At 65.1% G+C, this 22,667-nt stretch carries 24 protein-coding genes; 12 read left to right on the top strand and 12 right to left on the bottom strand.

Going from position 1 to position 22,667, the window contains the following annotated elements:
• Window positions 1–91: 91 nt before the first annotated feature.
• A complete protein-coding gene (locus ACIA8C_RS12445) occupies window positions 92–265 on the bottom strand; it encodes a hypothetical protein (protein WP_397133864.1) in 174 nt (57 codons plus the stop codon).
• A gap of 152 nt (window positions 266–417) precedes the next feature.
• On the opposite strand from ACIA8C_RS12445, the gene ACIA8C_RS12450 reads away from it, so the two are divergent.
• Both ACIA8C_RS12450 and ACIA8C_RS12455 read left to right on the top strand, forming a co-directional pair.
• Window positions 418–1,428: a sigma-70 family RNA polymerase sigma factor gene (locus tag ACIA8C_RS12450; RefSeq protein ID WP_397134739.1), complete on the top strand. Its 1,011-nt coding sequence runs from the start codon at window positions 418–420 to the stop codon at window positions 1,426–1,428.
• Window positions 1,429–1,457: 29 nt separating this feature from the next.
• Window positions 1,458–2,078, top strand: a complete 621-nt coding sequence (locus tag ACIA8C_RS12455; protein ID WP_397133866.1) for a dihydrofolate reductase family protein — start codon at window positions 1,458–1,460, stop codon at window positions 2,076–2,078.
• Between the two features lie 102 nt (window positions 2,079–2,180).
• Here ACIA8C_RS12455 and ACIA8C_RS12460 read toward each other — a convergent pair whose 3' ends face one another.
• Complete coding sequence (locus tag ACIA8C_RS12460; RefSeq protein ID WP_397133868.1) at window positions 2,181–3,095, bottom strand: alpha/beta fold hydrolase; 915 nt, start codon at window positions 3,093–3,095, stop codon at window positions 2,181–2,183.
• 117 nt (window positions 3,096–3,212) lie between these two features.
• Between ACIA8C_RS12460 and ACIA8C_RS12465 the strand changes: the two genes are divergently transcribed.
• Together ACIA8C_RS12465 and ACIA8C_RS12470 are read left to right on the top strand one after the other, a co-directional pair.
• Window positions 3,213–3,836 (top strand): TetR/AcrR family transcriptional regulator, encoded by a 624-nt coding sequence (locus tag ACIA8C_RS12465; protein WP_397133871.1) that lies wholly within the window; start codon window positions 3,213–3,215, stop codon window positions 3,834–3,836.
• A 315-nt stretch (window positions 3,837–4,151) separates the two neighbouring features.
• Entirely contained in the window at window positions 4,152–4,841 is a 690-nt protein-coding gene (locus ACIA8C_RS12470) for a DUF4232 domain-containing protein (protein ID WP_397133873.1), read from the top strand.
• Between the two features lie 112 nt (window positions 4,842–4,953).
• Here ACIA8C_RS12470 and ACIA8C_RS12475 read toward each other — a convergent pair whose 3' ends face one another.
• Both ACIA8C_RS12475 and ACIA8C_RS12480 read right to left on the bottom strand, forming a co-directional pair.
• Window positions 4,954–8,061: a BTAD domain-containing putative transcriptional regulator gene (locus tag ACIA8C_RS12475; RefSeq protein WP_397133875.1), complete on the bottom strand. Its 3,108-nt coding sequence runs from the start codon at window positions 8,059–8,061 to the stop codon at window positions 4,954–4,956.
• 32 nt (window positions 8,062–8,093) lie between these two features.
• A complete protein-coding gene (locus ACIA8C_RS12480; RefSeq protein WP_397133877.1) occupies window positions 8,094–8,234 on the bottom strand; it encodes a hypothetical protein in 141 nt (46 codons plus the stop codon).
• Between the two features lie 199 nt (window positions 8,235–8,433).
• On the opposite strand from ACIA8C_RS12480, the gene ACIA8C_RS12485 reads away from it, so the two are divergent.
• Window positions 8,434–9,057, top strand: coding sequence for a TetR/AcrR family transcriptional regulator (locus ACIA8C_RS12485; protein WP_397133879.1), 624 nt, complete (start codon window positions 8,434–8,436; stop codon window positions 9,055–9,057).
• A 116-nt stretch (window positions 9,058–9,173) separates the two neighbouring features.
• On the opposite strand, the gene ACIA8C_RS12490 is transcribed toward ACIA8C_RS12485, so the two are convergent.
• The 4 genes from ACIA8C_RS12490 to ACIA8C_RS12505 form a co-directional block, all read right to left on the bottom strand.
• Window positions 9,174–9,470 (bottom strand): hypothetical protein, encoded by a 297-nt coding sequence (locus ACIA8C_RS12490; protein ID WP_397133882.1) that lies wholly within the window; start codon window positions 9,468–9,470, stop codon window positions 9,174–9,176.
• A 15-nt stretch (window positions 9,471–9,485) separates the two neighbouring features.
• Window positions 9,486–10,754 carry a hypothetical protein gene (locus ACIA8C_RS12495; protein ID WP_397133884.1) on the bottom strand — a complete coding sequence of 423 codons (1,269 nt, stop codon included), beginning with the start codon at window positions 10,752–10,754 and terminating at the stop codon, window positions 9,486–9,488.
• 120 nt (window positions 10,755–10,874) lie between these two features.
• Complete coding sequence (locus ACIA8C_RS12500) at window positions 10,875–11,177, bottom strand: WXG100 family type VII secretion target (RefSeq protein WP_397133886.1); 303 nt, start codon at window positions 11,175–11,177, stop codon at window positions 10,875–10,877.
• Entirely contained in the window at window positions 11,174–11,527 is a 354-nt protein-coding gene (locus ACIA8C_RS12505; protein WP_397133888.1) for a WXG100 family type VII secretion target, read from the bottom strand. The genes ACIA8C_RS12500 and ACIA8C_RS12505 overlap by 4 nt, the downstream gene beginning before the upstream one ends.
• 304 nt (window positions 11,528–11,831) lie before the next feature.
• On the opposite strand from ACIA8C_RS12505, the gene ACIA8C_RS12510 reads away from it, so the two are divergent.
• Window positions 11,832–13,052 carry a cytochrome P450 gene (locus ACIA8C_RS12510; protein WP_397133890.1) on the top strand — a complete coding sequence of 407 codons (1,221 nt, stop codon included), beginning with the start codon at window positions 11,832–11,834 and terminating at the stop codon, window positions 13,050–13,052.
• Between the two features lie 166 nt (window positions 13,053–13,218).
• Here ACIA8C_RS12510 and ACIA8C_RS12515 read toward each other — a convergent pair whose 3' ends face one another.
• Window positions 13,219–14,217 (bottom strand): hypothetical protein, encoded by a 999-nt coding sequence (locus ACIA8C_RS12515; RefSeq protein WP_397133892.1) that lies wholly within the window; start codon window positions 14,215–14,217, stop codon window positions 13,219–13,221.
• Window positions 14,218–14,629: 412 nt separating this feature from the next.
• On the opposite strand from ACIA8C_RS12515, the gene ACIA8C_RS12520 reads away from it, so the two are divergent.
• The 3 genes from ACIA8C_RS12520 (at window position 14,630) to ACIA8C_RS12530 (ending at window position 17,337) form a co-directional block, all read left to right on the top strand.
• A complete protein-coding gene (locus tag ACIA8C_RS12520; protein ID WP_397133894.1) occupies window positions 14,630–15,133 on the top strand; it encodes a hypothetical protein in 504 nt (167 codons plus the stop codon).
• A 201-nt stretch (window positions 15,134–15,334) separates the two neighbouring features.
• Complete coding sequence (locus tag ACIA8C_RS12525; protein ID WP_397133896.1) at window positions 15,335–15,895, top strand: hypothetical protein; 561 nt, start codon at window positions 15,335–15,337, stop codon at window positions 15,893–15,895.
• A gap of 317 nt (window positions 15,896–16,212) precedes the next feature.
• Window positions 16,213–17,337: an FAD-dependent oxidoreductase gene (locus ACIA8C_RS12530; protein ID WP_397133898.1), complete on the top strand. Its 1,125-nt coding sequence runs from the start codon at window positions 16,213–16,215 to the stop codon at window positions 17,335–17,337.
• Between the two features lie 68 nt (window positions 17,338–17,405).
• Here the strand turns inward: ACIA8C_RS12530 and ACIA8C_RS12535 are convergent, their stop codons facing one another.
• Window positions 17,406–18,167: an SDR family NAD(P)-dependent oxidoreductase gene (locus ACIA8C_RS12535; protein WP_397133900.1), complete on the bottom strand. Its 762-nt coding sequence runs from the start codon at window positions 18,165–18,167 to the stop codon at window positions 17,406–17,408.
• On the bottom strand, window positions 18,164–18,586 hold the full coding sequence (locus tag ACIA8C_RS12540; RefSeq protein WP_397133903.1) for a VOC family protein: 423 nt from the start codon (window positions 18,584–18,586) through the stop codon (window positions 18,164–18,166). The genes ACIA8C_RS12535 and ACIA8C_RS12540 overlap by 4 nt, the downstream gene beginning before the upstream one ends.
• Window positions 18,587–18,657: 71 nt before the next feature.
• Between ACIA8C_RS12540 and ACIA8C_RS12545 the strand changes: the two genes are divergently transcribed.
• Window positions 18,658–19,329 carry a GntR family transcriptional regulator gene (locus ACIA8C_RS12545; RefSeq protein ID WP_397133905.1) on the top strand — a complete coding sequence of 224 codons (672 nt, stop codon included), beginning with the start codon at window positions 18,658–18,660 and terminating at the stop codon, window positions 19,327–19,329.
• A 379-nt stretch (window positions 19,330–19,708) separates the two neighbouring features.
• Complete coding sequence (locus tag ACIA8C_RS12550; protein ID WP_397133907.1) at window positions 19,709–20,416, top strand: cupin domain-containing protein; 708 nt, start codon at window positions 19,709–19,711, stop codon at window positions 20,414–20,416.
• Window positions 20,417–20,706: 290 nt separating this feature from the next.
• On the opposite strand, the gene ACIA8C_RS12555 is transcribed toward ACIA8C_RS12550, so the two are convergent.
• Window positions 20,707–21,300, bottom strand: coding sequence for a TetR/AcrR family transcriptional regulator (locus ACIA8C_RS12555; protein ID WP_397133909.1), 594 nt, complete (start codon window positions 21,298–21,300; stop codon window positions 20,707–20,709).
• Window positions 21,301–21,427: 127 nt separating this feature from the next.
• Here ACIA8C_RS12555 and ACIA8C_RS12560 point away from each other — a divergent pair, with 127 nt between their 5' ends.
• Entirely contained in the window at window positions 21,428–22,600 is a 1,173-nt protein-coding gene (locus ACIA8C_RS12560) for an FAD-dependent oxidoreductase (RefSeq protein ID WP_397133911.1), read from the top strand.
• Window positions 22,601–22,667: the final 67 nt, after the last annotated feature.

Below are 22,667 nucleotides of genomic sequence, written 5' to 3' on the forward strand. Positions count from 1 at the left end.
CCCGCTCACGCAGCTCGGCCGGATACTTCTTCCTCGACGACACGACTCCATCCTTCACAGAAGATGAAGTCCCCGGACTCACCGGGGGGATTCACAGTGCTTCGACGCCGAGGGCTTCCTGCGTCTCGCGGACGACCCAGTCTTCGAGATCCTCGGCCCCCACGTACTGGTGGAACCAGCCGCCCCGCTCGAAACCCTCTGCGCCGTCCGGGTCTTGGACCACTCCATCGAGTGTGACATTCGAAGTGATAACGATCTTTCCCATTTCCGTGCTCCCTTGACGATGGTGTCGGCTGTCACGGGTATGGACACCGCGGCATCGGAAAACGGGGCGCTGGGTGACCGCCCCGTTCGCGCCCTGGCCGCCGTCCATACAGGATGGAATCGCAGCTAAGGAATGAGGTAGCGAGAGTGGAGTTGGCGAGAACGGACCTGATGTCGAGGGCGCGGGCCGGTGACGGCGAGGCGTTCCGAGCGCTGACCGAGCCACACCGTCGCGAGCTACAGGTGCACTGCTACCGAATGCTCGGATCGTTTCAGGATGCCGAGGACGCGCTGCAGGACACGATGCTCGCCGCGTGGCGTGGTCTCGAAGGATTCGACGGGCGCGCCGCACTACGCACCTGGCTGTACCGCATCGCCACCAACCGGTGCCTCGACGCGCTGCGCGCCGCCCGCCGACGTCCCGCAAAGCAGTGGGACATCCCGGGAATCGAACCACCGAAACCCACTGGATTCGGCGAAATCCACTGGCTCGAGCCCTATCCCGACGCCCTGCTGGACGGTGCGATCAGTGTGCCGCTCGGTCCGGAGGCGCGCTACGAGCAGACCGAATCCATTTCCCTGGCGTTTGTGACCGCACTGCAGATCTTGCCGCCTCGCCAGCTCACCGTGCTCATCCTGCGCGACGTCCTCGGATTCCACGCGAACGAAGTAGCCGACATGCTGGACACGACCGTCGAATCGGTCAAGAGCGCCCTCAAACGCGCGCGTGCGGGAATGCAGCGCCGACTGCCGGTGACTACTGCCCGAGAGCAATCGCCTGCCAGCGACTCACCTGCCGAGAACGCGATCGTCGCAAAATTCGTCAGCGCTTACGAATCCGCCGACGTCGACGCGTTGGTGGCTCTGTTGACCGACGAGGTTTTCATGTCGATGCCACCGATCCCGCTGGAGTACCGGGGCATAGACAGCGTTGCCCGCTTCTGCGCGTTCATTTTCGGTTCGGCACGGAGATTCGAACTGGTGCCGACGCGAGCCAACGGTCAGCCGGCCTTCGGGGTCTATCGAGACACCCCCACCGGTATCCACGGAGTCGGCCTCTTCGTCCTCACCCTCGCCGGCGACCGAATCGGCGCCATGACCCGCTTCGAAAACACCGTCCTGCCCGCATTCGGCCTGCCGCCATCCCTCCCTGGCGCACAGTAGACCGTCCAGACGAGATCAAAGGAGCCGCAATGGCCAAGTTCGTGTGCGGCATGACTACCGACACAGAAACCGGCACACCGCAAGGTTCGGCCATCGGGGCAGGCGCTACCCGGAAGGTGATCGAGTACGTCCTGGTTTCGGCGGACGGTGTTTTCGAAGACCCGGTGGGCATGGGGGTCGGCGAATATCAGGACGAGGCATACCTGCGCGACGGCTTGGGCTTGCTGACCACATGCGACGCGATCATGTTCGGCCGCAACACCTATGAGGCGTTCGCCAAGCTTTACGGCGGCGGCACCCACAAGCCGATGTGGGCCGACCGGCTCAACGCAATCCCGAAATACGTATTCAGCTCCACGCTGGAAAAGGCCGACTGGGGCAATCCGACCATCATTCGAGGCGATGTCGTCGCCGAGGTGACCCGACTCAAGCAGCAGGACGGAGGGAACCTGCTGATCCTTGGCCACGGTCTGTTCGGTCAAACGCTGCTGCGGGAGCGGCTGATAGACGTAATAGACCTCACCATTTACCCCCTGCTACTGGGACGCGGTAAGCGGTACTTCCAAGAAGGTCAAAACGCCGAACTGAGGCTCACAGCCGTGAAGACCTTTTCGCAAGTCGTGAAACTGACCTACGAGACGACGAGCTGAGATCCTCGAAAGATACCGCACTGAATGCGCCCAGGTGGCGGTCAGCGGCGTAGCGGCCAGGGACGGTCAGCGGGCGCACAGTAAATTGGCGCTCCGAATCTTCTATCGTGCGTCGCCGGGTCGAATCTGGTTGCTCACGTCCCGCGCAGGGTCGTGTTCGGCGATGAATCCGAGCAGTCGGGGTATCACCTTCTGGGGAAGTGCCCACAGCAGTTCGTGTCCGACGCCCGGATAGACCTCGACGTCGGCGGCGGGCGCCTGTTCACGCAGGCGCCGCAGTCCGATTTCGGGGTCGTTGGCCACCGTGGTCTCGCCGAACAGCACCAGCAGCGGGGCGGTGACGGCTGCGAGTTGTTCGTCGGTGAACGGCTTGGGCCACGGCAAGGCCAGCCGGAACTTGAACCCCGGCAACATCATTGCCCATTCCTTGTCGCCGAGCACGACACCTGGAGTCAAGAACTGCACGAATTTCTCCATGCGCTCGCGGGTGGGCCGCATACCCGCGAGGATCATTTTCAGCAGCAAGCTCCATCGCGGTTTTGCGAAGGTTGCCCCGCCCGGTTCCAGCATGGACACACTCGCCAGACGATCGGACCGGTGGACTCCGAACAGGCATGCGGTCGAAGCGCCGTCGGAATACCCGGCCAGATGCACGCGATCCTCGCCGAGCCCGTCGATGACCGCGACCAGCCACTCGACGATCTCGCCATGATCGCGGACCGGCACGCGCTGCTCGCTCCGACCGGCCCAACCGATGATGTCGGGGGTGTAGATGACGCGTTCACGCGCCAACTCCTCGATGAACGGCATCCAGAACAGACTGTTGCCGGGCATGCCTGGCAACAGGATCAGGGGCAGGCCGGGCCCGGTCCCCGACTTGCGAACTCGGGTGGTCCCGAATCTCGTCTCGACGTCGATCTCCGTCGACGGCACCGGCCAGTCGGCGGCAAGTGCATCGTAAGCACGCAGATAGGCCGTCTTGGCCTCATCGCTGGTGAAACGCCCAATCTTCGACATGGCCTCCCCATTTCCTTTTACGGTATGCCCATACCACGTATGGTGGCATGACCATACCACTTAAATGTTATGGGCGTACCATCGAGCAGTTGTCGGACGACGGAAGGCGGCGAACCGGTGCCACGATTGGTCGACCATGATGTGCGACGGAAGCAGATCACCGATGCCGTGCGCCGGGTCATCGTCGGCGGCGGGCTCGAAAGTGTCACCTTCCAGACGGTCGCGGTCGAAGCCGAGATGTCGATCCGGCTGGTGCAGTACTACTTCGGATCCAAGCGCGAATTCCTGCTGGCGACCCACCGATCGGTGATGGAGGATGCCGGCGCCCGTTTCATGCGCCGATGGACCGCAATGGGTCCGGACGCGGCACCCCGCGCGGTGATCCATGCCATCCTCGCCGAATTGTTGCCACTCGACGCCCAGCGCCGGGAGGAAACTATCGTTCTTGGCAGCTTCGGGTGGGCAGCGGTGACTGGCCAAGCCATTACCGCTGAAGAAACGTTCGCCGCCCCACGCACTCTGGTCACGGTCATCGCCAATCAGATCGCCCGACTCGGACGCGCGGAGGCCAGCGCACAGCGCGACGCCGCACTGATCACAGCGGCAATCGGCGGACTGGCCCAAGGTCTGCTGCAGGGATACGACACCGCCCGGTCAGCACTCGATCTGATCGACCATCTTCTCGACTGCGTACTGGGTGCGACAACGCAAAGCTCCGCCGAGCAGTCCGACCTTGTCTGAACACACTTCCACAGAACATCATTGTCTGCACCGCCCCGGCAGACGGATCGACGAGCTGAGCACGATCGCCGACCACCTGCTCAGCTCGACTCTTGTGACGACCCCACTTTCTGGGGCACGTTCCACACAGCCTGGCGTTAACACTTTGACCGAAGGTGCCCGGAGCAGGGGGTTTCGGACAACGAAACGGCGAACTGCGTTGATTTGCAGCCGATTATCCAAATCCTTGCCGACGCGTGACGTAACGGCGACTGACACACCTCGATGTGCAGCTTGCATACCGAACGGTTGCAGTACCGAACTCGAGGGGATCTCATGCGGATCAAATCACTGCTCGTCGCCGGCTTCGCGGCGGGCGTCGCCATCACCGCAAGCGGTTGCGACTCGCACACGACCACCCCGGCGACCCGAACCCCGCTGCCTTCAGCACAACCCGGGCAGCCCACCCAACCCGGGCAGCCCACCCAACCGGGGCAGGCGAGTGCGCCCGGCGGCAGCGTCCCGGAACCCGGCGGCAACGTCCCCGAGCCCACCGCGGCGCCCGCGACCAGAACCGCCGTCGCAGACCCGGCGACTCCCGCCGACACCGCGCCCCCGAAATGCGTGACCGCCCAACTTCGCCTGGACAAGGGAGTCGGCGGCCAGGTGGGCGGGACCTGGTTCCTGAGGTTCATCAACTCCACCTCCCGAACCTGTGTCCTGCAAGGATTCCCGGGCGTTTCACAAACCAACGGCCCCACCGGCGAGCCGGTCGGCGAGCCAGCCATTCGGGACCAGGGCCCGCAGGCGCCCCAACCTGCCCCCGTCACGCTCGCACCAGGCGGGGCAGCGCAATTCGAATTCATCTCCTACCCCAAGCAGATCAACGAGTGCGCGGCCCTGCGCACCAACACCCTGCGCGTCTACCCGCCCGATAACACCGAATCACTGTGGCTGCCTTGGGATAACCTGATCTGCCCGAGCCCACAGCGCATGCTCGTCGTCCGGGCGATCACACCGATGTAGGCGCAAATCTTGACAGGTCCGTCCTTCGGCCGTGGGCAGGTTGCGTTGGTCCGAGCCCCGATCAGCCGGTCGAACAGTTCCGCGGGATCAGCCTTCACCTCGATCGCGATAGTCAGAACTGTTGCCGGAGTACCGCCAGCGGTTGCACCGAAAGCGTTGCCGAGTGCGCGCGGGGGCGGCTGGCGGCGAGTTGTCGTTGTACGTCGTGGAGGCGGTCGACGTAACGTGGCCAGCCGAAGCCCGATCTTGCGTACTGGCCGGTGGTTTGGCCTACCAGCACCGCGGCGGCTTCACGGTCGCCGAGGGCGACGGCGAGAGCGGCGGAGACCGGCCGGGCGGCCAGCCACAACATGCCGCTCGGTACCACGTGTTCGTACACGTTGTTCAGTAAGGCTTTCGCGGCGGACAGCTCGCCCTTACGCAGCAGAACATCGGCCAAATCAATGTCTGCCGTGCTGATTTCGTGGCTGAGGCAGGACTGCGCTGCCCGGCAATGGGTTTCCGCGTCGTCCAGTCCGTCGGCTGCGAGTGCGACTGCGGCACGGACCAATTCGTTGAGGGAGAGAATCTTGCGGTCCTCCCATCGGTCGGCGTAGCTGTCGGACTCCTCGGCCGCCACCAGCGCCTCGGCAAGCCGACCCAGCGCCACCAGCGCAGTGGCCCGATTGCTGAGACCGCGAGCCAGCCCGCGCTCATCCTTCGACTCTCGATCGAATCGGATGGCACGGCCGAAGCTTTCCAGGCTGGATTCGGCCAGCCCAGCGAATAATTGGGCGGTGCCACCCGCGTTCGCGAAGGACGCGGTCCGGGTCCGGTCGCCGATTCGGCTCGCGTGCCGTTCGCCTGCTTCCAGGATGGCCACCGCTGCCCCGAGCCTGCCGCGCTCAATGTCGACTATGCCGCGGTGATAGCGGATGTCGAGAGAGAGGGCGTCGTCGCCGAGGCCGTCGGCGGTTTCGTCCGCGGTGGCCCACAGGCGCGCCGATTCGTCGAATCGACCGAGCATCATGAGGTGGAATGCGTGACTGTTCAACGCGTTTGCGCGTTCGTCGGCGGTCGCCGCCGCGTCGATCAACGCCTCGAAGTGCTGGCTCGCCTCTTGATGCCATCCCCTGGCGACCCACGGCTTGTGCATGGCCATCGCCAGCTGCAAACCGCTGCGGGCCCATGGCGAACCCGCCGCGTGTTCGAGTGCGTCGAGCACGTTGGACCACTCGGTGAATACCGCGGCAATCGAAGCGGCGGAGTCGGCTCCGTCGCTTGCGGCACACAACAGATCCATGCACCATTCGAGGTGTCGCCGCCGGGCGATCGGAGCCTCCCCCGCGGCCGTCAACAAGGTCGACGCGTAGTCGCGCACCGTCTCCAAAAGCAAGAAGCGGCGATCCGCGCTGTCGACCAGCACGGTGGCGAGGCCGCGATCCACCAGACCCGCCAATGCCGGTGCGACATCGGCCTTTTCAACCACCGTGCAGGGCACCACCCATTCGGCAGCCTCCAGCCCGAAACCGCCCGCGAAAACCGATAGTCGGCGCAGCACAGCCTGTTCGGACGGATCGAGCAGCTCATGACTCCAATCCAAGGCCGCTCGCAGGCTGCTGTGCCTGGCACCGCCGGCGATTCGACGACTGCCCATGCGCAGCCGGATGCGTCCGTCGATCCGTTGGGCGAGTTGAGAAATGGTGAAGGTCCGGGTCATGCCCGCGGCAAGTTCGATACCGAGCGGGAGCCAGTCGACCGCCGCGCAGACCGCGACCATGTCGGACCGATCGGCCGCCGTTGTCGGGCACATCGCACGCTCGGCGAACAGCTCGAGTCCGGCGGCACGGTCCAGCGCGCCGATCCGGATGAGCGTCTCCCTGGGTAGTCCGAGCGCACGCTGCGAAGTGACCAGGCAGGTCAGCCCGGGTACCCGCGCCGAAAGCGCCGCGGTGATCGCCCTGATCTCGTAGGTGACGTGCTCTGCGTTGTCCAGCACCAGGATTGCGCGTGTCAGCGCCGCGGTGACCGCCTCCTCGCAGCCTTCCGGCGCCGCATCGACGGCGGCGGCGATCGCCTGATTGATGGTGTCTCTGCGCTGCAGTGGCGCGAGCTCGACGAAGACCACGCTCCGCCCAGCGGCGGCGACACCGCGTGCGGCCTCGAGCGCGAGCCGGGTCTTACCGCTGCCCGGCCCGCCCATCAGTGTCACCACACAAGGCCGTCGCAGACTATCTACCACCGCAGCCAGTTCCTGCCGCCTGCCGATGAACGCATCAGCAGGCACCGGGCATGCGGTGTCGGCTGACGCATCGGAAAGGTCGACGGCGTAGGTCATCCGGGGCGCTCGCAGCGACGGATCGTGGCGAAGGATGCGCAGCTCCAGCTCGGCTGTTTCCGGGGTTGGATCGACGCCGAGCTCGTCGGACAACACTCGGCGCAGCCGATGCAACCGCTCGAGGGCATCGGCCTGACTTCCGGTGCGATACAAGGTGAGCGCGTGCAGCCGGGCGAGTGGTTCGTGCTGTGGGTGCTCGCGCACCAATCCCGCTAATTCCGTGGCGATTTCGGCGCCCGAACCGAGGTGCAGCGTCGCGTCCAGCCTGGCTACCGTCAAACCGAGCCGCCACTGATCGAGCCTGGTCGATTCCGCCACGGCGAACGGCGCGGACGTCAGATCGGCCAACGCGGGACCACGCCACATCCGCAAGGCCGCTTCGGCGGCCGAACGCACCGTGGCATGCTGTCCGGCGCGATGCGCCGCATGCATCTGCGCCGCGGCGGCTTCGGCGGCGATCAGATCGGCGACGGACACGGTGGTCCGGTATCCGGACGGCGATCGGGTCACCGCCGCGCCGTGTTCACCCAGCGCCGCGCGTAACCGCGAAATCAGCACGCGCAGACGCTCGATCGGACGAGGCAGTTCCTCCTCACCCCAGAGGTCTGCCACCAGACGCCCGTCCGGAACGGGGACGCCGCGCGCCAGTGCCAGCCGAACCAGTGCCGCCCGTTCCAACGGACGATCGACGCCGAGATCACGGCCGTCGTCCACCACGCGCACCGGACCGAGGACATGGACTTCGGCGCGAGCGCCGACGAATCCGGCGCGAGCACGCCCCACCAGTTCCCCTGTCGTCCGTTCGATCACCACGTGGTCCGCCACGCTCGGCGAATCGCCGATCCGCCGGTTCGAGTCTGCCGTGGACGCCCGCCGCGCGGCGCCTCGCGCTCGTTGAATCATTTCTCCTGCAACAACTTCGCGCTCCGACGCCGTCACTGTGCCGTCGTGATCCGGCGGCTCGCTACCGGATCAGCGAGCAGCAAAGCCGCGCGGCGAGTCTCGGCACCGGGGGTGAACGCCCGAACCCACTGCGGTGCGTCCCGAACCCGCTGGCCCACAACGAGATACATCACTGTCGTTACCTTCTGTCCGCGCCCGGTGCACGACACCAAGCCCCACCGTGATGACAGCTGAGCCGTGCAGGTGATCGACCCCTGTAGGCGCTTCATTCATCCCAGTGCATTCAATGCACTGCTGTGCACTTAATGCAGATGAGTATATTGACTACACAGCACGCGCTGTCAAGACACGGAACCGAGGAACCGCACACCGATGACCCGAGCCACCTCCGCGACCGACGGGCCGGGCCGCACCGCTCAGCGGCGCCGGACCCGCAATGCCATCGTGGCGGCGACGATGGCTCTGATCAGCAGCGGCGCCGACCCATCCGTCAACGACATCGCTGCCGCCGCCGAGGTCTCGCGGCGCACCGTCTATCTACACTTCCCCAGCCTCGACCAGCTCATGCTCGACGCGACCCTCGCCCTGCTCAGCACCGAGACCGATGTCGCCCTCGAGCATGTCACCTCCACCGATCCTCGCGTCCGAGTCGCCGCACTGACCCACGCCATGGGTGTCAACGTCGTCGAATCGCTGCCGCTCGGAAGACGATTGGTGAAACTCACCATCGACGCCGAACCGCCCGAACCGAATACGCCCCGCCGCGGGCACCGCCGAGTCCGCTGGATCGAGTGGGCATTGGCGCCGATGCGCGAGCGCATGTCCGCGCCGGACTTCGAGGAACTCGTTTCGTCAATAGCGACGGTCGTCGGCTGGGAAGCCTTCATGGTTCTCATAGATATCCGCGCGCTGCCACCGGACAAAGCCGTAGAACTGTGCGCCCGCACCGCCACTACCCTGGTAGACGCCGCCCTGCGCGCACTCGACCAGACCTAGTGAACCCATCGGGCTGGCGCCGTAATCAGCACCGGCCTGCGGCCATAACAGCCACCATAGGTGGGGTACAGGCTGGAATGGCCAGCTGGCGGGCCCGTGTGATGGAGGGCGCCTGTTCAGTCCCCGCTGAACCAGAGGTATCCATTCCTGCGGATTGCGGTTTCCGCGGCTTTGCGCAGTATGGCGAGCAGCTCCGCCTCTTTGTCGTCGTCCGCAGACATGTTCGCGAGCTCGTCCAGGAGTACGTTCAGCTGGCTGGTGTTGAACATGGTGTCCGCATGCGCATGCAAGCCGCGAAGCAGTGAGCCTGCCGGGGCATTCGCGCGATACTTGACGAGCGTGTCCTCAGCATCACCGTATGCCAGTTCGATTTTTTCGTGGATTTGATTTTGAATGATAATGTCGATGCCCAATTCAACTCCTGACGTCTACGGTATCGGATACATGGTGATAATTCCGCCGAACCGGTCAGTAATGATCTTGTATCGGCTGGTTGCGTAGCCACCCAACTTCTCGGACACGCTACCGACGATATTACCGTCACCCGCATCCACTTCGCGTTCGAAGTTGCCGTCCTTGTTCGGCCCTCTGGCAGGCGAGTTTTCGGCCGCCTCGGCCAGCTCGTCGAGCTTTTCGCTGGTAATCGTGTCGGGCCAGGTGCCCTTGGAAGGATTGTATTCTGAGCCACCCTTGATATGTTTTCCGCGTATATACTTTTCGACCTCATCAGTCATGCCGGGAGCCGGGTTGTCCGGTGCCAGCGGCAAGTTCTTGAAATCGTCCGCTTCGTCGATCGACGCCGTCATCGCGATGATCGCGGCAAGCTTGGTGATGATCCCGTCGAGGCCACCCTCGTGCGCCCAGGCGAACGCGGCGACAACGCCGACGGCACCGGCGGCGAGCTCGGCCATCCCAAGGATCTTGGGCATTTGACTCGCCCGGTACCCGGATTGGATGGCCGCAACGGCCTCGCCGACCTCGACTTCGCCCGCGACCGCCGCGGCTTCACCGGAGCCGCCGAAGCTGAAGACGAACAGCCCGATGCCGAGCAGGGCTGTGATGCCGAGCGACCATTCCAGACTGTTGATCGAATTGGTGGTCGTGTGGCTCAGATCGACCGACGCGGCATGATATCCGCCGACCGTCGGGGCCATCTTCTGTGCCGCGGTGGTGACGGCATCCGCGCTGGCTTTCAGGGTGGTGAAGGTGGCCTGAATAGCTGCCCGGTTGGCCTCAGTATCCTGGTCGTGGAAGAGCCCCGAGATCGTTTCGATCCGGGCGGCGGCACCGGTGATCGTGCTGTCTTTGGCGAAAGCGGACCACGTGGTGTTGGCCTTGTCGAGTTTGTCTTTGTCGCCGTTGGGGAGCTTGCCGAACATGGACAACACCTTGGCGACGATCTTGTCGAAGAACGCCTTGACCGCGCCGCCGACGCCACCACCGTGGTCGAAGCCGATCCCGTTGTCGCGCACCGAGGTCGGGATGCTGACTTGATACTGGCCGACGCCACTGATGTCAGGGCGTGCGGGTAGCGGATTACTCTTGTTCGCGACCGCATAGTTGTAGGCGGTGGCGTTGAGAATCCCGGCGTAATTGGTCAAGGCGTTGGCCAGACTGGAGCATGCCTGCATGGTCTGCTGAGCTGCCTGGTCGTAGGCCTGACCCCATTGCTTGCTGCCGGGCGCGTCACCGGCCATCCCCGCGCAGTCGCCCTTGACCGCGTCGTGCACCGGCTTGTCGGCCTTGCGGAGGTCGTCTGCCAGATCGCGGCAACGCTTGGCGGCATCGAAATACACCGCCACATCAATCGTGCTCATCTATTGCTCGCTGGTTAGCATTTTCAGATTGAAACTGATCGCACGCGTGTAGCGGCTATGAGCCGCCGCGGCGGCATCGCTCATATCTCGTACGCCGTCGACGAATTCGCGAGCTCCGGCCATCCAGTCACTGTGGGTTTGCAGGTATGCGTTTGCGGCTGCACCGTCCCAATCGCTGCCGGCGAGCGTCTTCGCCTTGCGGTCGATCTCGTCGAGGTGATCGCCGACGAAGCCGGCCAGAGCCGACAACTGCGCCACGATTTCGTCGATATGATCCAGGTCGAAGGTGAACTCGTCGGTCATGGCAACTCCAGACTCGACATGCCCAACGCAGCGGCACGACTCTTGTCCACCGCTTGATATGAATCAGCGGTTACACCGAGCTTTTCCGCCAAAGTGGCCAACGCCGAGACGATCTGGCCGCCGCCCTCGCGCACCTCACGCCAGCCACGACCGAACTCGGCGGCATAATCACCCGTCCACGTACCGGTCTTGCCATCGTCGGAAGTCAGTCCGGCGACACTGCTTTCCGCCGAGCTCAATGCGGAGCGCAACGTGTCCGCCAGCCCGTACACGTAGTTGCCGAAAGCACGCACCTGGTCGGGCACGACGGAAAGCGACTGCCCCGAACCAGCGTCCGCCCCCGTTGTCATAGCTTGTGACTTTAGCGCTGAGCGAGTGCCTACGTCTATCCGCGACTAAGAGCTACCGTTTCAACACGCCCAGCGCCCCAGCACCGGCGGGCCGTGCCTGCTGGAATCTCAACCATTCAGCTGACTGCGCCGAGCATGGGGCGACTCCTGGCTGTCGGCCGTGTCCCCTGCCTGCCGGACACCAGACGTCGTTTCTCGTTGAATCACGCTGGCGGCCAACATGATCGAACGCGTGCATGATCATGTTCGGCGGAAGCCATCTTGCTTACTGCACGTATCCGGCAGCTGATGGTAGAACCGTGTGGTGACGACAGTCCAGGATGTGACGTTCGACGATCGCTACTTCCAAGCACCCGCTGCTTTCGTCCGTCAACTCGCACTCGAAGGCCCGATCCACCGATTCACGGCCCCGCACAGGGTCACCGGATGGATGATCACCAACTACGAGCTGGCCAAAACAGTGCTCACTCATCCAGCTGTGATCAAGACCCCCGGAACAATGGTTGGCTTGCGTAGCAACGGCGTTCCTCGAACCCTGCGGCAGCGGATCGACCAGACCCTCGGCTCCTACATGCTCACGCACATGCTCGCTACCGACCCACCCGACCACGACCGCCTTCGTCGCGTCGCTGCTGACCCGTTTACGCCGCGCGCCGTCACCGAGCGAATCCCTCGGATCACCGATATCGCCGACAAGCTCATCGACAAGATGGATCCAACTCAGCCCGTCGACTTGGTTTCGACCCTCGGCGTGCCGCTACCGGTGCAGATCATCGCGGAGATCCTCGGCATCCCGGCGCGCCATTCCGCACGCATCGGCCGGTCTTCACACGTCCTCGGTGATGTCCTGTCCTCAGGTATCAGCGAACTAAACAGGGCCGCATTCGATTTCAGCCAAATAATCCTGACCAGCCTCGCCAGTCGCAGAATCCGGCACCGCGACGATCTGCTGAGCACCCTTGTCGACGAGACGCGCCGCGGCCAGATACGCCTGAGCGAAACGACATCCACGATCGCCCTGTTGCTCATCGCAGGCCACGAAACCACGACAAGCCTGATCGCCAACACCGTGCTCAACCTGCTCGAAAACCCCGCGGAACTGGACAGAGCACGCATCAACCCCCATGCGCTCGAGGCGATCATCGATGAAACCCTCCGCATCGACCCGCCACAGCCGACGGCCACGCTGCGTCTCACCACCGAGCCCGTCACTCTCGGTGGACAAGACATCGCTGCTGGCGAGTGGGTCATGGTATCCCTCCTCGCAGCCGGTCACGACCCCTCCGCCACCGATAATCCCGAGACCTTCGAAAGCACGCGAAAACCCCGGCGGTCACTGCCTTTCGGGCACGGCATCCACTTTTGCCTCGGAGCTCAACTCGCGCGCACCGAGGCGCGGATCGCTATCACGCAGTTGCTGACCAAATACCCCGATATCGCCCTCGCAACTGACCGGCCAAGCCTGCGTTGGCGCCGAAGCATCCAATTCCAGCGCCTGGAAACGCTGCCGGTGACGCTCCGCTGAAAGCGCGCATACCACGAGCGATCGCGCTCATCGGCTGCCCACGTGGGCGAGGTCGATCCGAACGACCACAGCACCGTATGTTCCTCGGCCACAGTAGGTCTCGGTCGCCTGCACACCGTTCGGGATGGTCCGCGCCACCCGCACAGCGGCATACCGGACGTTCTGTCTAGCTGCCTCCCGCCGAGCCGGGGCGTTGGTTACTACCACTCGGTGCGTTGTTGCTATTGCTCGGCGGGGAGTTCGGGGTCCGCGACGTGTTCGTTGACTTCGGCACGCTTGTCGATGGTGTCGATGGCTCCGGCACACTCGTCGACGGTGTCGATGACTCGGGCACGCTCGTCGACGGTGTCGAACCGGTAGTCGTCGGGCGTTTCGTACCGTCGCTGCCGTTCGGCGGGGTCATGGTTGTCGGCACCCGGCTCTGGCTGGGTTGAACGTTCTCGTCGCCGCCCCCCGTCGGCGGCTTGTCGGGCTGATCACCACCGCTCCATATGTGGCCGACGGTGGTGACCGCGTCGCCCGAGATCGACTTCCCGATGACGCCCTCGAAGCCGGTGATCGCCAGGATCGCGATGCCGAACCCCACCACGCTGGTGCCGATGATCAACGGCCAGCGCAGGCCATACCCGCGACGTTCCTGCTGCGCACCGGTCTCGGCACCCTGGGCCGGCGATTCGGGATTCAGCCGGGGAATGAGTACAGTGCGCGCTTCGTCGGCGGGCCGTCCGGCACTGGCTCCCGGCACCCTGTAGTACATGGGTTGCCGCTGCCCCCACTGAGTTTGGTACCCGGCTCCTGGACGCATGTCGTTCCTACGCCCGGCCCGGTCCTGCGTATTCGGATAGGAGTTGACCGTTCGTTGTCCGGACACCTGCCGTGGTTGCTGAACCGGCCCGGCCTGCTCCCGAGTACTCGAGTCGGCCAGCGCCAGCGCCGCCTCCTTGGTGCGCTGCGCCGCCTCCTTGGTCTTGCTCAGTGAGCGCAGGTACAGCTCACCACCCACCGTGGACACCACGCTCGCGATCCCGGCACCCACCACGGTGCCGGCCACCCCGAGCGTCGATCCCAGAAAAGCCGCAGTTACCGCCGCCAGCGCCGCCGCGGTGACCTGGGACGGTTTGATGCCGCCTTTTTCGTCAGAAGTGCCTTTCTGCTCTTCGCTCATCATCCCGATCTGCTCGCATTGTCACGCTTTGATTACCCAACGTTATAAGCCGTACGGACCGCAACGGCCGCTGCCGGGACTACTTGTGACACAACGCATCCCAGCCCCTTAACTCGCATGAAGTCGATCTAATACTTACGAACAATCCGGCCGTGACAATTCGGCCTCCGCCCCTTACCGGCTCCGACGAGCGCCGGTCCGAGACAGACTCCGAGCTCAGGTGCGCTGCGCTTTCTGCATCCAGTACGCGTGAGTCGCGCCCGTTACTCCCGACCCGCCGAACCCCGTGGACTACACGAAGACCGATGCCCTGGTAGTGCTTCGAGATCCGTAAGCTGGCGAGCGTTAACGGATCGGCGGCGCAGGCGGACAAAGACTTTCGGTTCGGTCGAGACGATGAGGTGGAGACGGGTTGCAGAGGCCCAAGAGGACCTCGGTCTACGCGGGGATGGCACTTGTCGCGGCGGGGGTCGCGGCAGCAGCCCTGGTGGTAGCTGTCGTCGCCGATGTCCGCGAGCCCGACGATTGCCTTCGTGTCGATGACAGTCTGACCTCCCTGATCGTGGCTCGATCACCGAAGGGGCCGATCACGCCTGATGCCGCGAACGCTATCGAAGACCCCTTCGCGAGGTCCCGAAATTCAGTGCCCTACGGCAATTACTACATCATCGTGATGCGCTGGCAGCTGCCGGACGGCGCCACCATCGATGGAGTATGGGGATTGGGCACCAACTCACCGAAACCAGAACGCGGCCAGGCTTTATCGCAACATGCACCGGTCGACGGCCGTGCCAGTTCGCTGGCCGCGATCACCCCGTCGGCCATGCAGTGGACCGACTGGCCGAATCGCGATATCCCGATCCAGGAGGGCGATCCACTGGTGCAAAAAGCTCGGGAATGCTTGACACATAGCTGATCTCAGAGACGTCGGCGAATCGCAGTGCGCACCCGAAGTTTCCGTAAGCGACCTTGCTATCGCGAAGGGGATTATGCGAACAGGGCAGATAACCTTCTACGCTCTCGTCCTGAGCTGGTAAGGGGACACACGCTGAACGCAGGCCCGGCTGATCACGGCTGATGCCAACGGGAACGCCCGTCGCTTGCGGGACCGCACACCATGGGCTTGCCGGTCTTGCTGGTTCCGGTGGCGCCCTCGGGGCTGCAAAAGGCCCCGGAGGTCACTCCAGCTCTGGGAGCCGGTGCGTTCACCGGCGGTGCGGGCACTGAATGCGGTGCGGGCACAGGGTTGGGCTCTTCCAGAGCCGGGGCCGAGGCCACGGTCGAGGGAATTGGCGGTACGAGCGGCTGGATCGACAGCACGACCGATGTCGTCGGCTCCGGAGTCACCGGAATCGGTGAGAGTGCTGATTCCGGGCTGGTTGCGGGGACGGATGTGACAGCCGGTTTCGAACTCGTCGCCGTAACCGGTGCCGCACTGTGCTCAGTGTTCGTTCGCGAGACAGGTTCCACCGAATCCTTCTTCGGCGCAACAACTCCGATCAAGATGAACAGCAAAAACGACGCTGCAAATACCCATCCGGCGGTCTTGCGGTTGCGTATGCGCGCCCAATGCAGGCGACCACGCACCAGGGCGATGACTGCGATGACGACCGTGCCCATCCATACGAGAACGAGGATGGATGCCACTGCTTGCATAAACGATGTTCCCGGCTGTTGATGCTGCAGCCCACCCGCTGCGGGACGCACCTCGAATTCCGGCGTCGTACATCACTTGTCGAGTTCACGCCCGAAACCATTACCAACCCGACAGTGACGACTGTGCAGCGATCCGCGTACGTCCGGTCCCGCACAGCCCCAGCGCTACTTGGCACGACAAGGCGCTCCCGCCGCGGGCGGGGCGTGGCGAGCTGTGCGGCGTCAGCGGGGATCGGCTGACAGGCCGGTCACTACAGCTTGACGCGATCTAAGTTCAGCGAGTAGAACTTAGATCGCAAGTAACGAACTAAGTTCGTTTCGATGTCGTGGAGGTGTGTGATGCGAGTTTCCGTTGTCGGAGCCGGTCTGGGAGGCCTGTCTCTCGCGCAGGGTCTGCGTGGTGCCGGGATCGAGGCCGAGGTATTCGAGCGCGACCCGGGGATCGTCGCCCGATTCCAGGGCTATCGGCTGGTGCTGAACCCGATCGGTTTCCAGGCGGCGCGCAACTGCTTGCCGGCGCGCTGGCACCCGCTGCTGGACGAGATCGTCATGAACGCCTCCGCTGAGCAGTTGGTCCTGGATCCGCAGCTGAACGAGATCGGCAGGCTCGGTGCGGGCCGGACCGGCATCGTCGTCGACCGCCAAGTACTACGACACCTGCTGCTGACCGGCCTCACCGTGCACACCGACGCCGCACTCACCGGCTACGACGTCCTGGCCGACAGCACAGTCCGAGCCCAGTTCGCCCGCCGCGACCCGGCCACCGCCGACCTGCTCGTCGGCGCGGACGGCGTGACCTCCGCGGTCCGCGGGGTGCTGTCACCACAGACCACCCCGGCCGATACCGGTGTCCGGTTCGTCATCGGCCGCACGCCGTTGACCGACGAGTTCGCGGGCCTGTCAAAGGCTTACGGCTCGAAGATCGCCGGCGACGGCGTCAGCCTGCTGCTCGGCGCGATGCGGTTCCGTACCCCGCCGAAGCAGGCCGCCGAACAGCTGGCACCCGAAGTCGCACTGCCCGAAATCGGCGACTACGTGCGCTGGGCCATGATCCTGCCCCCGAACGGTTCGCTCGAGGATCTGACCGCGCAGGACGCCGTGCTGTCCAGGATGCAAGGTTGGCACCCGTTGCTGCGCGCGCTGATCGAGCAAGCCGACCCGGACAACAGCACGCTGCTGTCCATCCGGGTGGTCAAGCCCGGAAAGCGTTGGACGCCAGGCCCGGTCACGCTGCTCGGCGACGCGATCCACGCCACCTCACCGACCGGCGGCAACGGCGCGAACACCGCGCTGCGCGATGCCGACCTGCTGCGCCAGTGCCTGATCGAGGCCGACGAAGGCCGCCAGGACCTGCTCGGCGCGGTCGACGAGTACGAGCGGCAGATGTTCGACTACGGCACCGAAGCCGTGCAAAGCAGCCTCGACAAACTGCCCGCCTTCGCCCCCACCGCGAAACTGTCCTGACGCGAACTGTTGTCGCAGTGCTACGGTCCGGCCGAATCCTGGCCGCGCACAAGGACTTTGCGATCTGCTCAGGTTCGCAGGTAGGACGCGCCGTTGAGATCGAGCACCGTCCCCGAAGCCCACACCGCCTCGGACGAAGCCAGGTAGCGCACCGCGGCGGCGACCTCCTCCGGCGTGCCGACCCGGCCGAACGGGCTCTGCGCGCGCACCGCGTCGCCGGCCTCGCTCGCCAGTTTCGCTTCCTGCCGCTCGGTGCCGATGAATCCCGGCGCCACCGAGCTCACCGCGATGCCGTGCGGAGCCAGTGCCACCGCCATGGACTGCCCGAAGGCGTGCAGCGCGGCCTTGCTCGCCGCGTACGCGGGGAATTCCGGTTCACCCCGGAACGCGCCGCGCGAACCGATGTTGACGATGCTGCCGGGCGCGCCGCGGTCGATGAGATGCTTAGCGACCGCATAGGTCACATGCACCGCGCCGAGCAGGTTGACATCGGTCATCTGCCGCCAGATCTGTTGCCACTGGGCATAATCGACCTCCGCGACCGCGTGCCGAGTGGCGGGTGAGGTCGCGACCGCCGCATTGTTGACCAGGACATCGATGCCACCAAGAGCGTGGATCGCCGTCTCCACCACCTGCTGCGCCGCCGCCGGATCACCGAGGTCACCGGCGATCACGGCATGTCCCGTACCCGGCAGCCGCGCCCGGGTGCGCTCCGCGGCATCGGCGTCGCGGCCGTAGTGCACCGCCACGCGATCACCGTTTTCGGCGAATACCGTTGCCACCGCTCGACCGATCCCCCGCGAGGCACCGGTCACCAAAACCCGCCTCATCGGGTGAACACCTGCGTCTCGTCGGCAAAAGCCTTGAACTCCAAGGCATTCCCGGCCGGATCGCGCAGGAACATGGTCCATTGCTCGGCCGGGCGGCCCGGGAACCGCAGGTAGGGCTCGATCACGAATTCCACACCCGCAGTACGCAACCGGTCGGCCAGCACGTGGAAATCCGCCGTTCGCAACAGCAGACCGAAATGCGGCACCGGCACCCGATGCCCGTCGACCTCGCTCAGGCCCTGGGCGGTGATCTCACCGGCGACCCGATGGGTGACCAGCTGATGACCGTAGAGGTCCCAGTCGATCCAATGGTCGCTGGAACGTCCTCGGTCGAGCCCCAGGATGTCTCCATAGAACCGTCGGGCGGCGTCGAGATCGTCGACCGGTATCGCCAGATGCACAGCGGGACGGGATTGCATGAATCATCACTCCTTCACTTCGAACCAACGCAACCTTGCGCCAACCCATGTCCCGATGTCAACATTCAGACATGGATATCTCGCTGCCGAAGGCGGCCCGCCGCGGACTCGCGCACGAAGCCGCCGACGTCATCCGCCAGGCGATCTTCGACGGCGACGTCCCGCCCGGCGCGCCGCTACGCGAGGTCGAACTCGCCGCCGCGCTCGGCGTGAGCCGCGGATCGATCCGCGAGGGCTTGACGCTGCTGGAACGCGAGGGGCTGATCCGCACCGGCTGGCACCGCGGGACCACCGTCATCGAGGTGACCGCGGCCGACGTGGAGGAGGTCTACGCGATCCGCGGCGCGCTGGACCGGCTGGCCGCCATCACCGCGCAGGCCACCGCGAGTCCGCAACAGTTGACACCGCTCGATGAGCTGGTCGAGGCGATGGCGGCCGAGATCGCGGGCGAAGCATCCCCGACGCGACTGCTCGCCCTGGACATCGCCTTTCACGACCGGATCTACGACGCCGCCGGGAACCAGCGGCTCAGCCAGGCCTGGCTGACCGTGCGATCACAGGTCTACCTGTTCCAAATGCACCGCATCGCAACGGGTTACGAACGCTACCGAGACCGAGTGATCGACGAGCATCGACAGCTCGCCGAGCTGCTGCGTGCCAATGATCGCGAAACGCTGGCGCGTTGCGCTGAAGAGCACGTCGACTCGGCACGCCGGTATCTGCTCGCCCACCTCCATGCCTGAGCCCCCTCCCCCACCCGATCGACGCGCAGCTCGCCGAGCCTGTCCGCGACCGTCGCAGACGCCCCGGCGACCATCGACGAGCCCGCGACCGGACAACGGCCGCGCCCTCCTACCTCGCCGACGACGGAGTAATCGAGCAATCCTCCTCGGTCACAGCACCTTTCGGCCCATACTCCGCTGTCCACAGCGCCTCCGAGGTGGGACGCCCAACACATCGGAAGCCCTTGACGTTCAACGGATTCGAGTTGATCACGACTGGACGAACCAGTCCGTTCAGCTATGACCCTTGTCACGTAGCCGCCCCGATGCGGCCGGGTTAACTTGAACCTTAGAAGTGCTAACTAAATCGAAGGTTCCTTGCATCAGGGGAGATGGCGACATGTCAGAAGACTCGAATATGCAGCAGGACAACAACAACGGCAAGCTGGACCGCCGGGCGTTGCTCGGCACCGGTGTCGTCGCGGTAGGGGCGGCGGCGCCCGGCGGCGGGTTGATCGGAGCGGCGGCGGCGAGCCCCGATACGCCGAGTGCACTCGGCGACGAGGGCACAGTCGACAGCAACCTCAACAACGCGTCCCATCTGTTCAAGCTCAGGGCGGCGGATCGAGCGAACCACGACGGCGGATATCTCCAGGGCGCGAACGAAGACAACTTCCCAGTACTGAAGGGGCAGAAGGGATCTGTGTACTTCGTCCACCTGGACGTTGGCGGGATCCGCGAACCACACTGGCATCCCTCGGCATGGGAGCTGAACTACATCATCTCGGGCAAAGCGAAGTGGAGCATCCTGGGCACCCATCCCGACGGGACGTACAAGAACGACGTCTTCGACGCGGTAGAGGGCGATCTCGTCTTCGCACCGCAGGGATACTTCCATTACTTCGAAAACGCCAGCACCGAACAACCTTTGGACGTACTCGTCATGTTCAACACCAGCGCCGGAGAACCCAACGACGACATCGGCATCGTCGGCACCCTCAACTCCCTCCCCCGCGAAGTCCTAGCCGCCTCCTTCGGCATCCCCGTCAGCGCCTTCGCCAACGTCCCCACCGAGATCAAACCCGTAGTCATCACCCGCCGCCACTAGGCCATCTGCCGAAGTTCGTGGCGGAGCGGCACCACAGGAGCTGCCACTCCGCCACGTCCGCTGACCGACGTAGCACCGACACAGGCCGTCCTACGGTTCACAAAGCTCCTCGATCCTGTCCGTTTGGCGACTTCGATCCTGTTGCGGCGCAGGTCCTTTGCCAGACGTCTGATCCATGACGCCTCGCCGCGGCGCCCGCTCCTCGACGCTATGGCGACCATGACGCGAATTGAGATGCCAGGTGCGTCCCGGCCTGTCATAGGTCGGGGCGTTCGCGTCTCTGGTACGGGTCAACGCCTGAGGGGTCTGACCGGATGCCTGGCCCAGCCTTGGTCGAGTAGGTCGAAGATCGTGTCGATCGACTTGCCCGGGTCGGGTTGTTTGCGGGCCAGTTCGACGGCCTCGAGTGCGAAGCGGGCGAGGGCCGAGCAGGCGATATCGTCTGCGGCAGCGCCTGTTTCGGCGGCGATAGCGCGGGCCAGCGCGGTTTCGTGGCGCAACCACATACGGCTGGCGTACTGGGACAGGGCTGGAGTCTCCTCGATCAGGCGGGCGAAGACCGGGGTGCTGGGGGCCGCCGCGACCGCGGTTACCCAGTCGCGAAGGTGCTCGTGTAAGACGGCAAGCAGAGGTCGGTCGGGCGGGCGCTGACGCACGGCCGCCACCAGCGCCGCCTCGACGTCCTCGTCGAGATCGAAGACCAGCGCCTCCTTGGTGGGGAAGTACTTGAACAACGTGGTAACCGACACATCCGCCGCGTCGGCGACGTCGCGGACCCCCACCTGGTCGTAGCCGCGGGCGACGAACAGTTCGAGCGCGGCGTCGGCCAACGCCTTGCGCGTCTGCGCCTTCTTGCGCTCACGGCGGCCGATCGGTTCGCTCATGCCGCTACCCTACTCGAAAAGGTGTAACGATCAAAAGATTTAGCGGTTGCATGTTTTGTGTCGTTGTGCTTTTCTGGGGAAGTCCCGGCCGAGTCGCCGACCTACCCCCTCGAAGGACTTGATCACGATGAACTCCCCTGCCCCACGTATCGCCGTCGTCGGCGCCGGAATCGGCGGACTGGCCTGCGCCCGCGGCCTGCGTACCCACGGATTCGCGGTAACCGTGTTCGAGCGCGACGCCTCACCGCGAGCACGTCGGCAAGGCGGCATGCTCGATCTGCACACACCCACCGGCCAAGCCGCGCTGCGCACCATCGGGCTGTTCGACCGGTTCCTCAACTCGGCCCGCCCCGAGGCTCAGGAGATGCGCGCCCTGGACCCGGTTACCGCCGAACTACTGCACCACGAACTCCCCGTCGAGGGCGAACACTCCGCGCCTGAGATCGACCGCGGCCAGCTACGCGAACTGCTGCTCGACTCGCTCGAACCCGGCACCGTGCACTGGGGGCGGCCGGTCGAGCGGGTCACGCCCCGCCCCGACGCGACCTCTCGTCTGCGGTTCGCCGACGGCACAACCGAGGACTTCGATCTCGTGGTTGGCGCCGACGGCGCCTGGTCACGCATCCGAGCGGCCGTCTCGGCGGCCACCCCCACCTACCTCGGCAACAGCGTCGTCGAAAGCTCCGTTACCGATCTCGGCCGCCATCCCGCCCTGGCGGCCCTCGTCGGACCCGGCACCCTGATTGCCACCGCCGGCGCCACGATGCTGTCAGCGCAACGGGCCGCGGACGGGCGCCTGGGCGTCTATGCCGGGCTTGCCGAAGTTCCCGTCGACTGGCATGTCGTCGCGGGCATCGACCTCGGCGATCCGGCCGCGGTGCGCGAGCATCTGCTGGGCCGCTTCGACGGCTGGCACGACAGTCTGCGCGAACTGATCCGGCACAGCACCGATTTCGTCAATCGACCCCTGTATGTGCTGCCGGTCGGCCACGGCTGGGACCACGTCCCCGGCGTCACCCTGCTCGGCGACGCCGCCCATTTGATGCCACCCTATGGCGTCGGCGCCAACCTCGCCCTGCTCGACGGCGCCGACCTGGCCACCGCCCTCGCCACCCACCCTGAACTCGACCAAGCCGTTCGCGCCTACGAACACACCGCGATCCCGCGCGCGACCGCCGCCGCCCGCGCCTGCACCGATATCACCGCCGACCTGACCTCCGGCGGAGCCCATCACGTCGATGCCTCCCGCGCCCGCCTCAACGAACAACTGCTGCACGCGGGCGAGCCCGGTGCGGCGTGAGCACGCTGGTCGAAGGGAACTGCCTGTCACCCGCGATAGGTCCGCTCGATCGACCGCACCGAATCGA

This window comes from Nocardia sp. NPDC051321 (assembly GCF_044455225.1).
Classification (GTDB): domain Bacteria; phylum Actinomycetota; class Actinomycetes; order Mycobacteriales; family Mycobacteriaceae; genus Nocardia.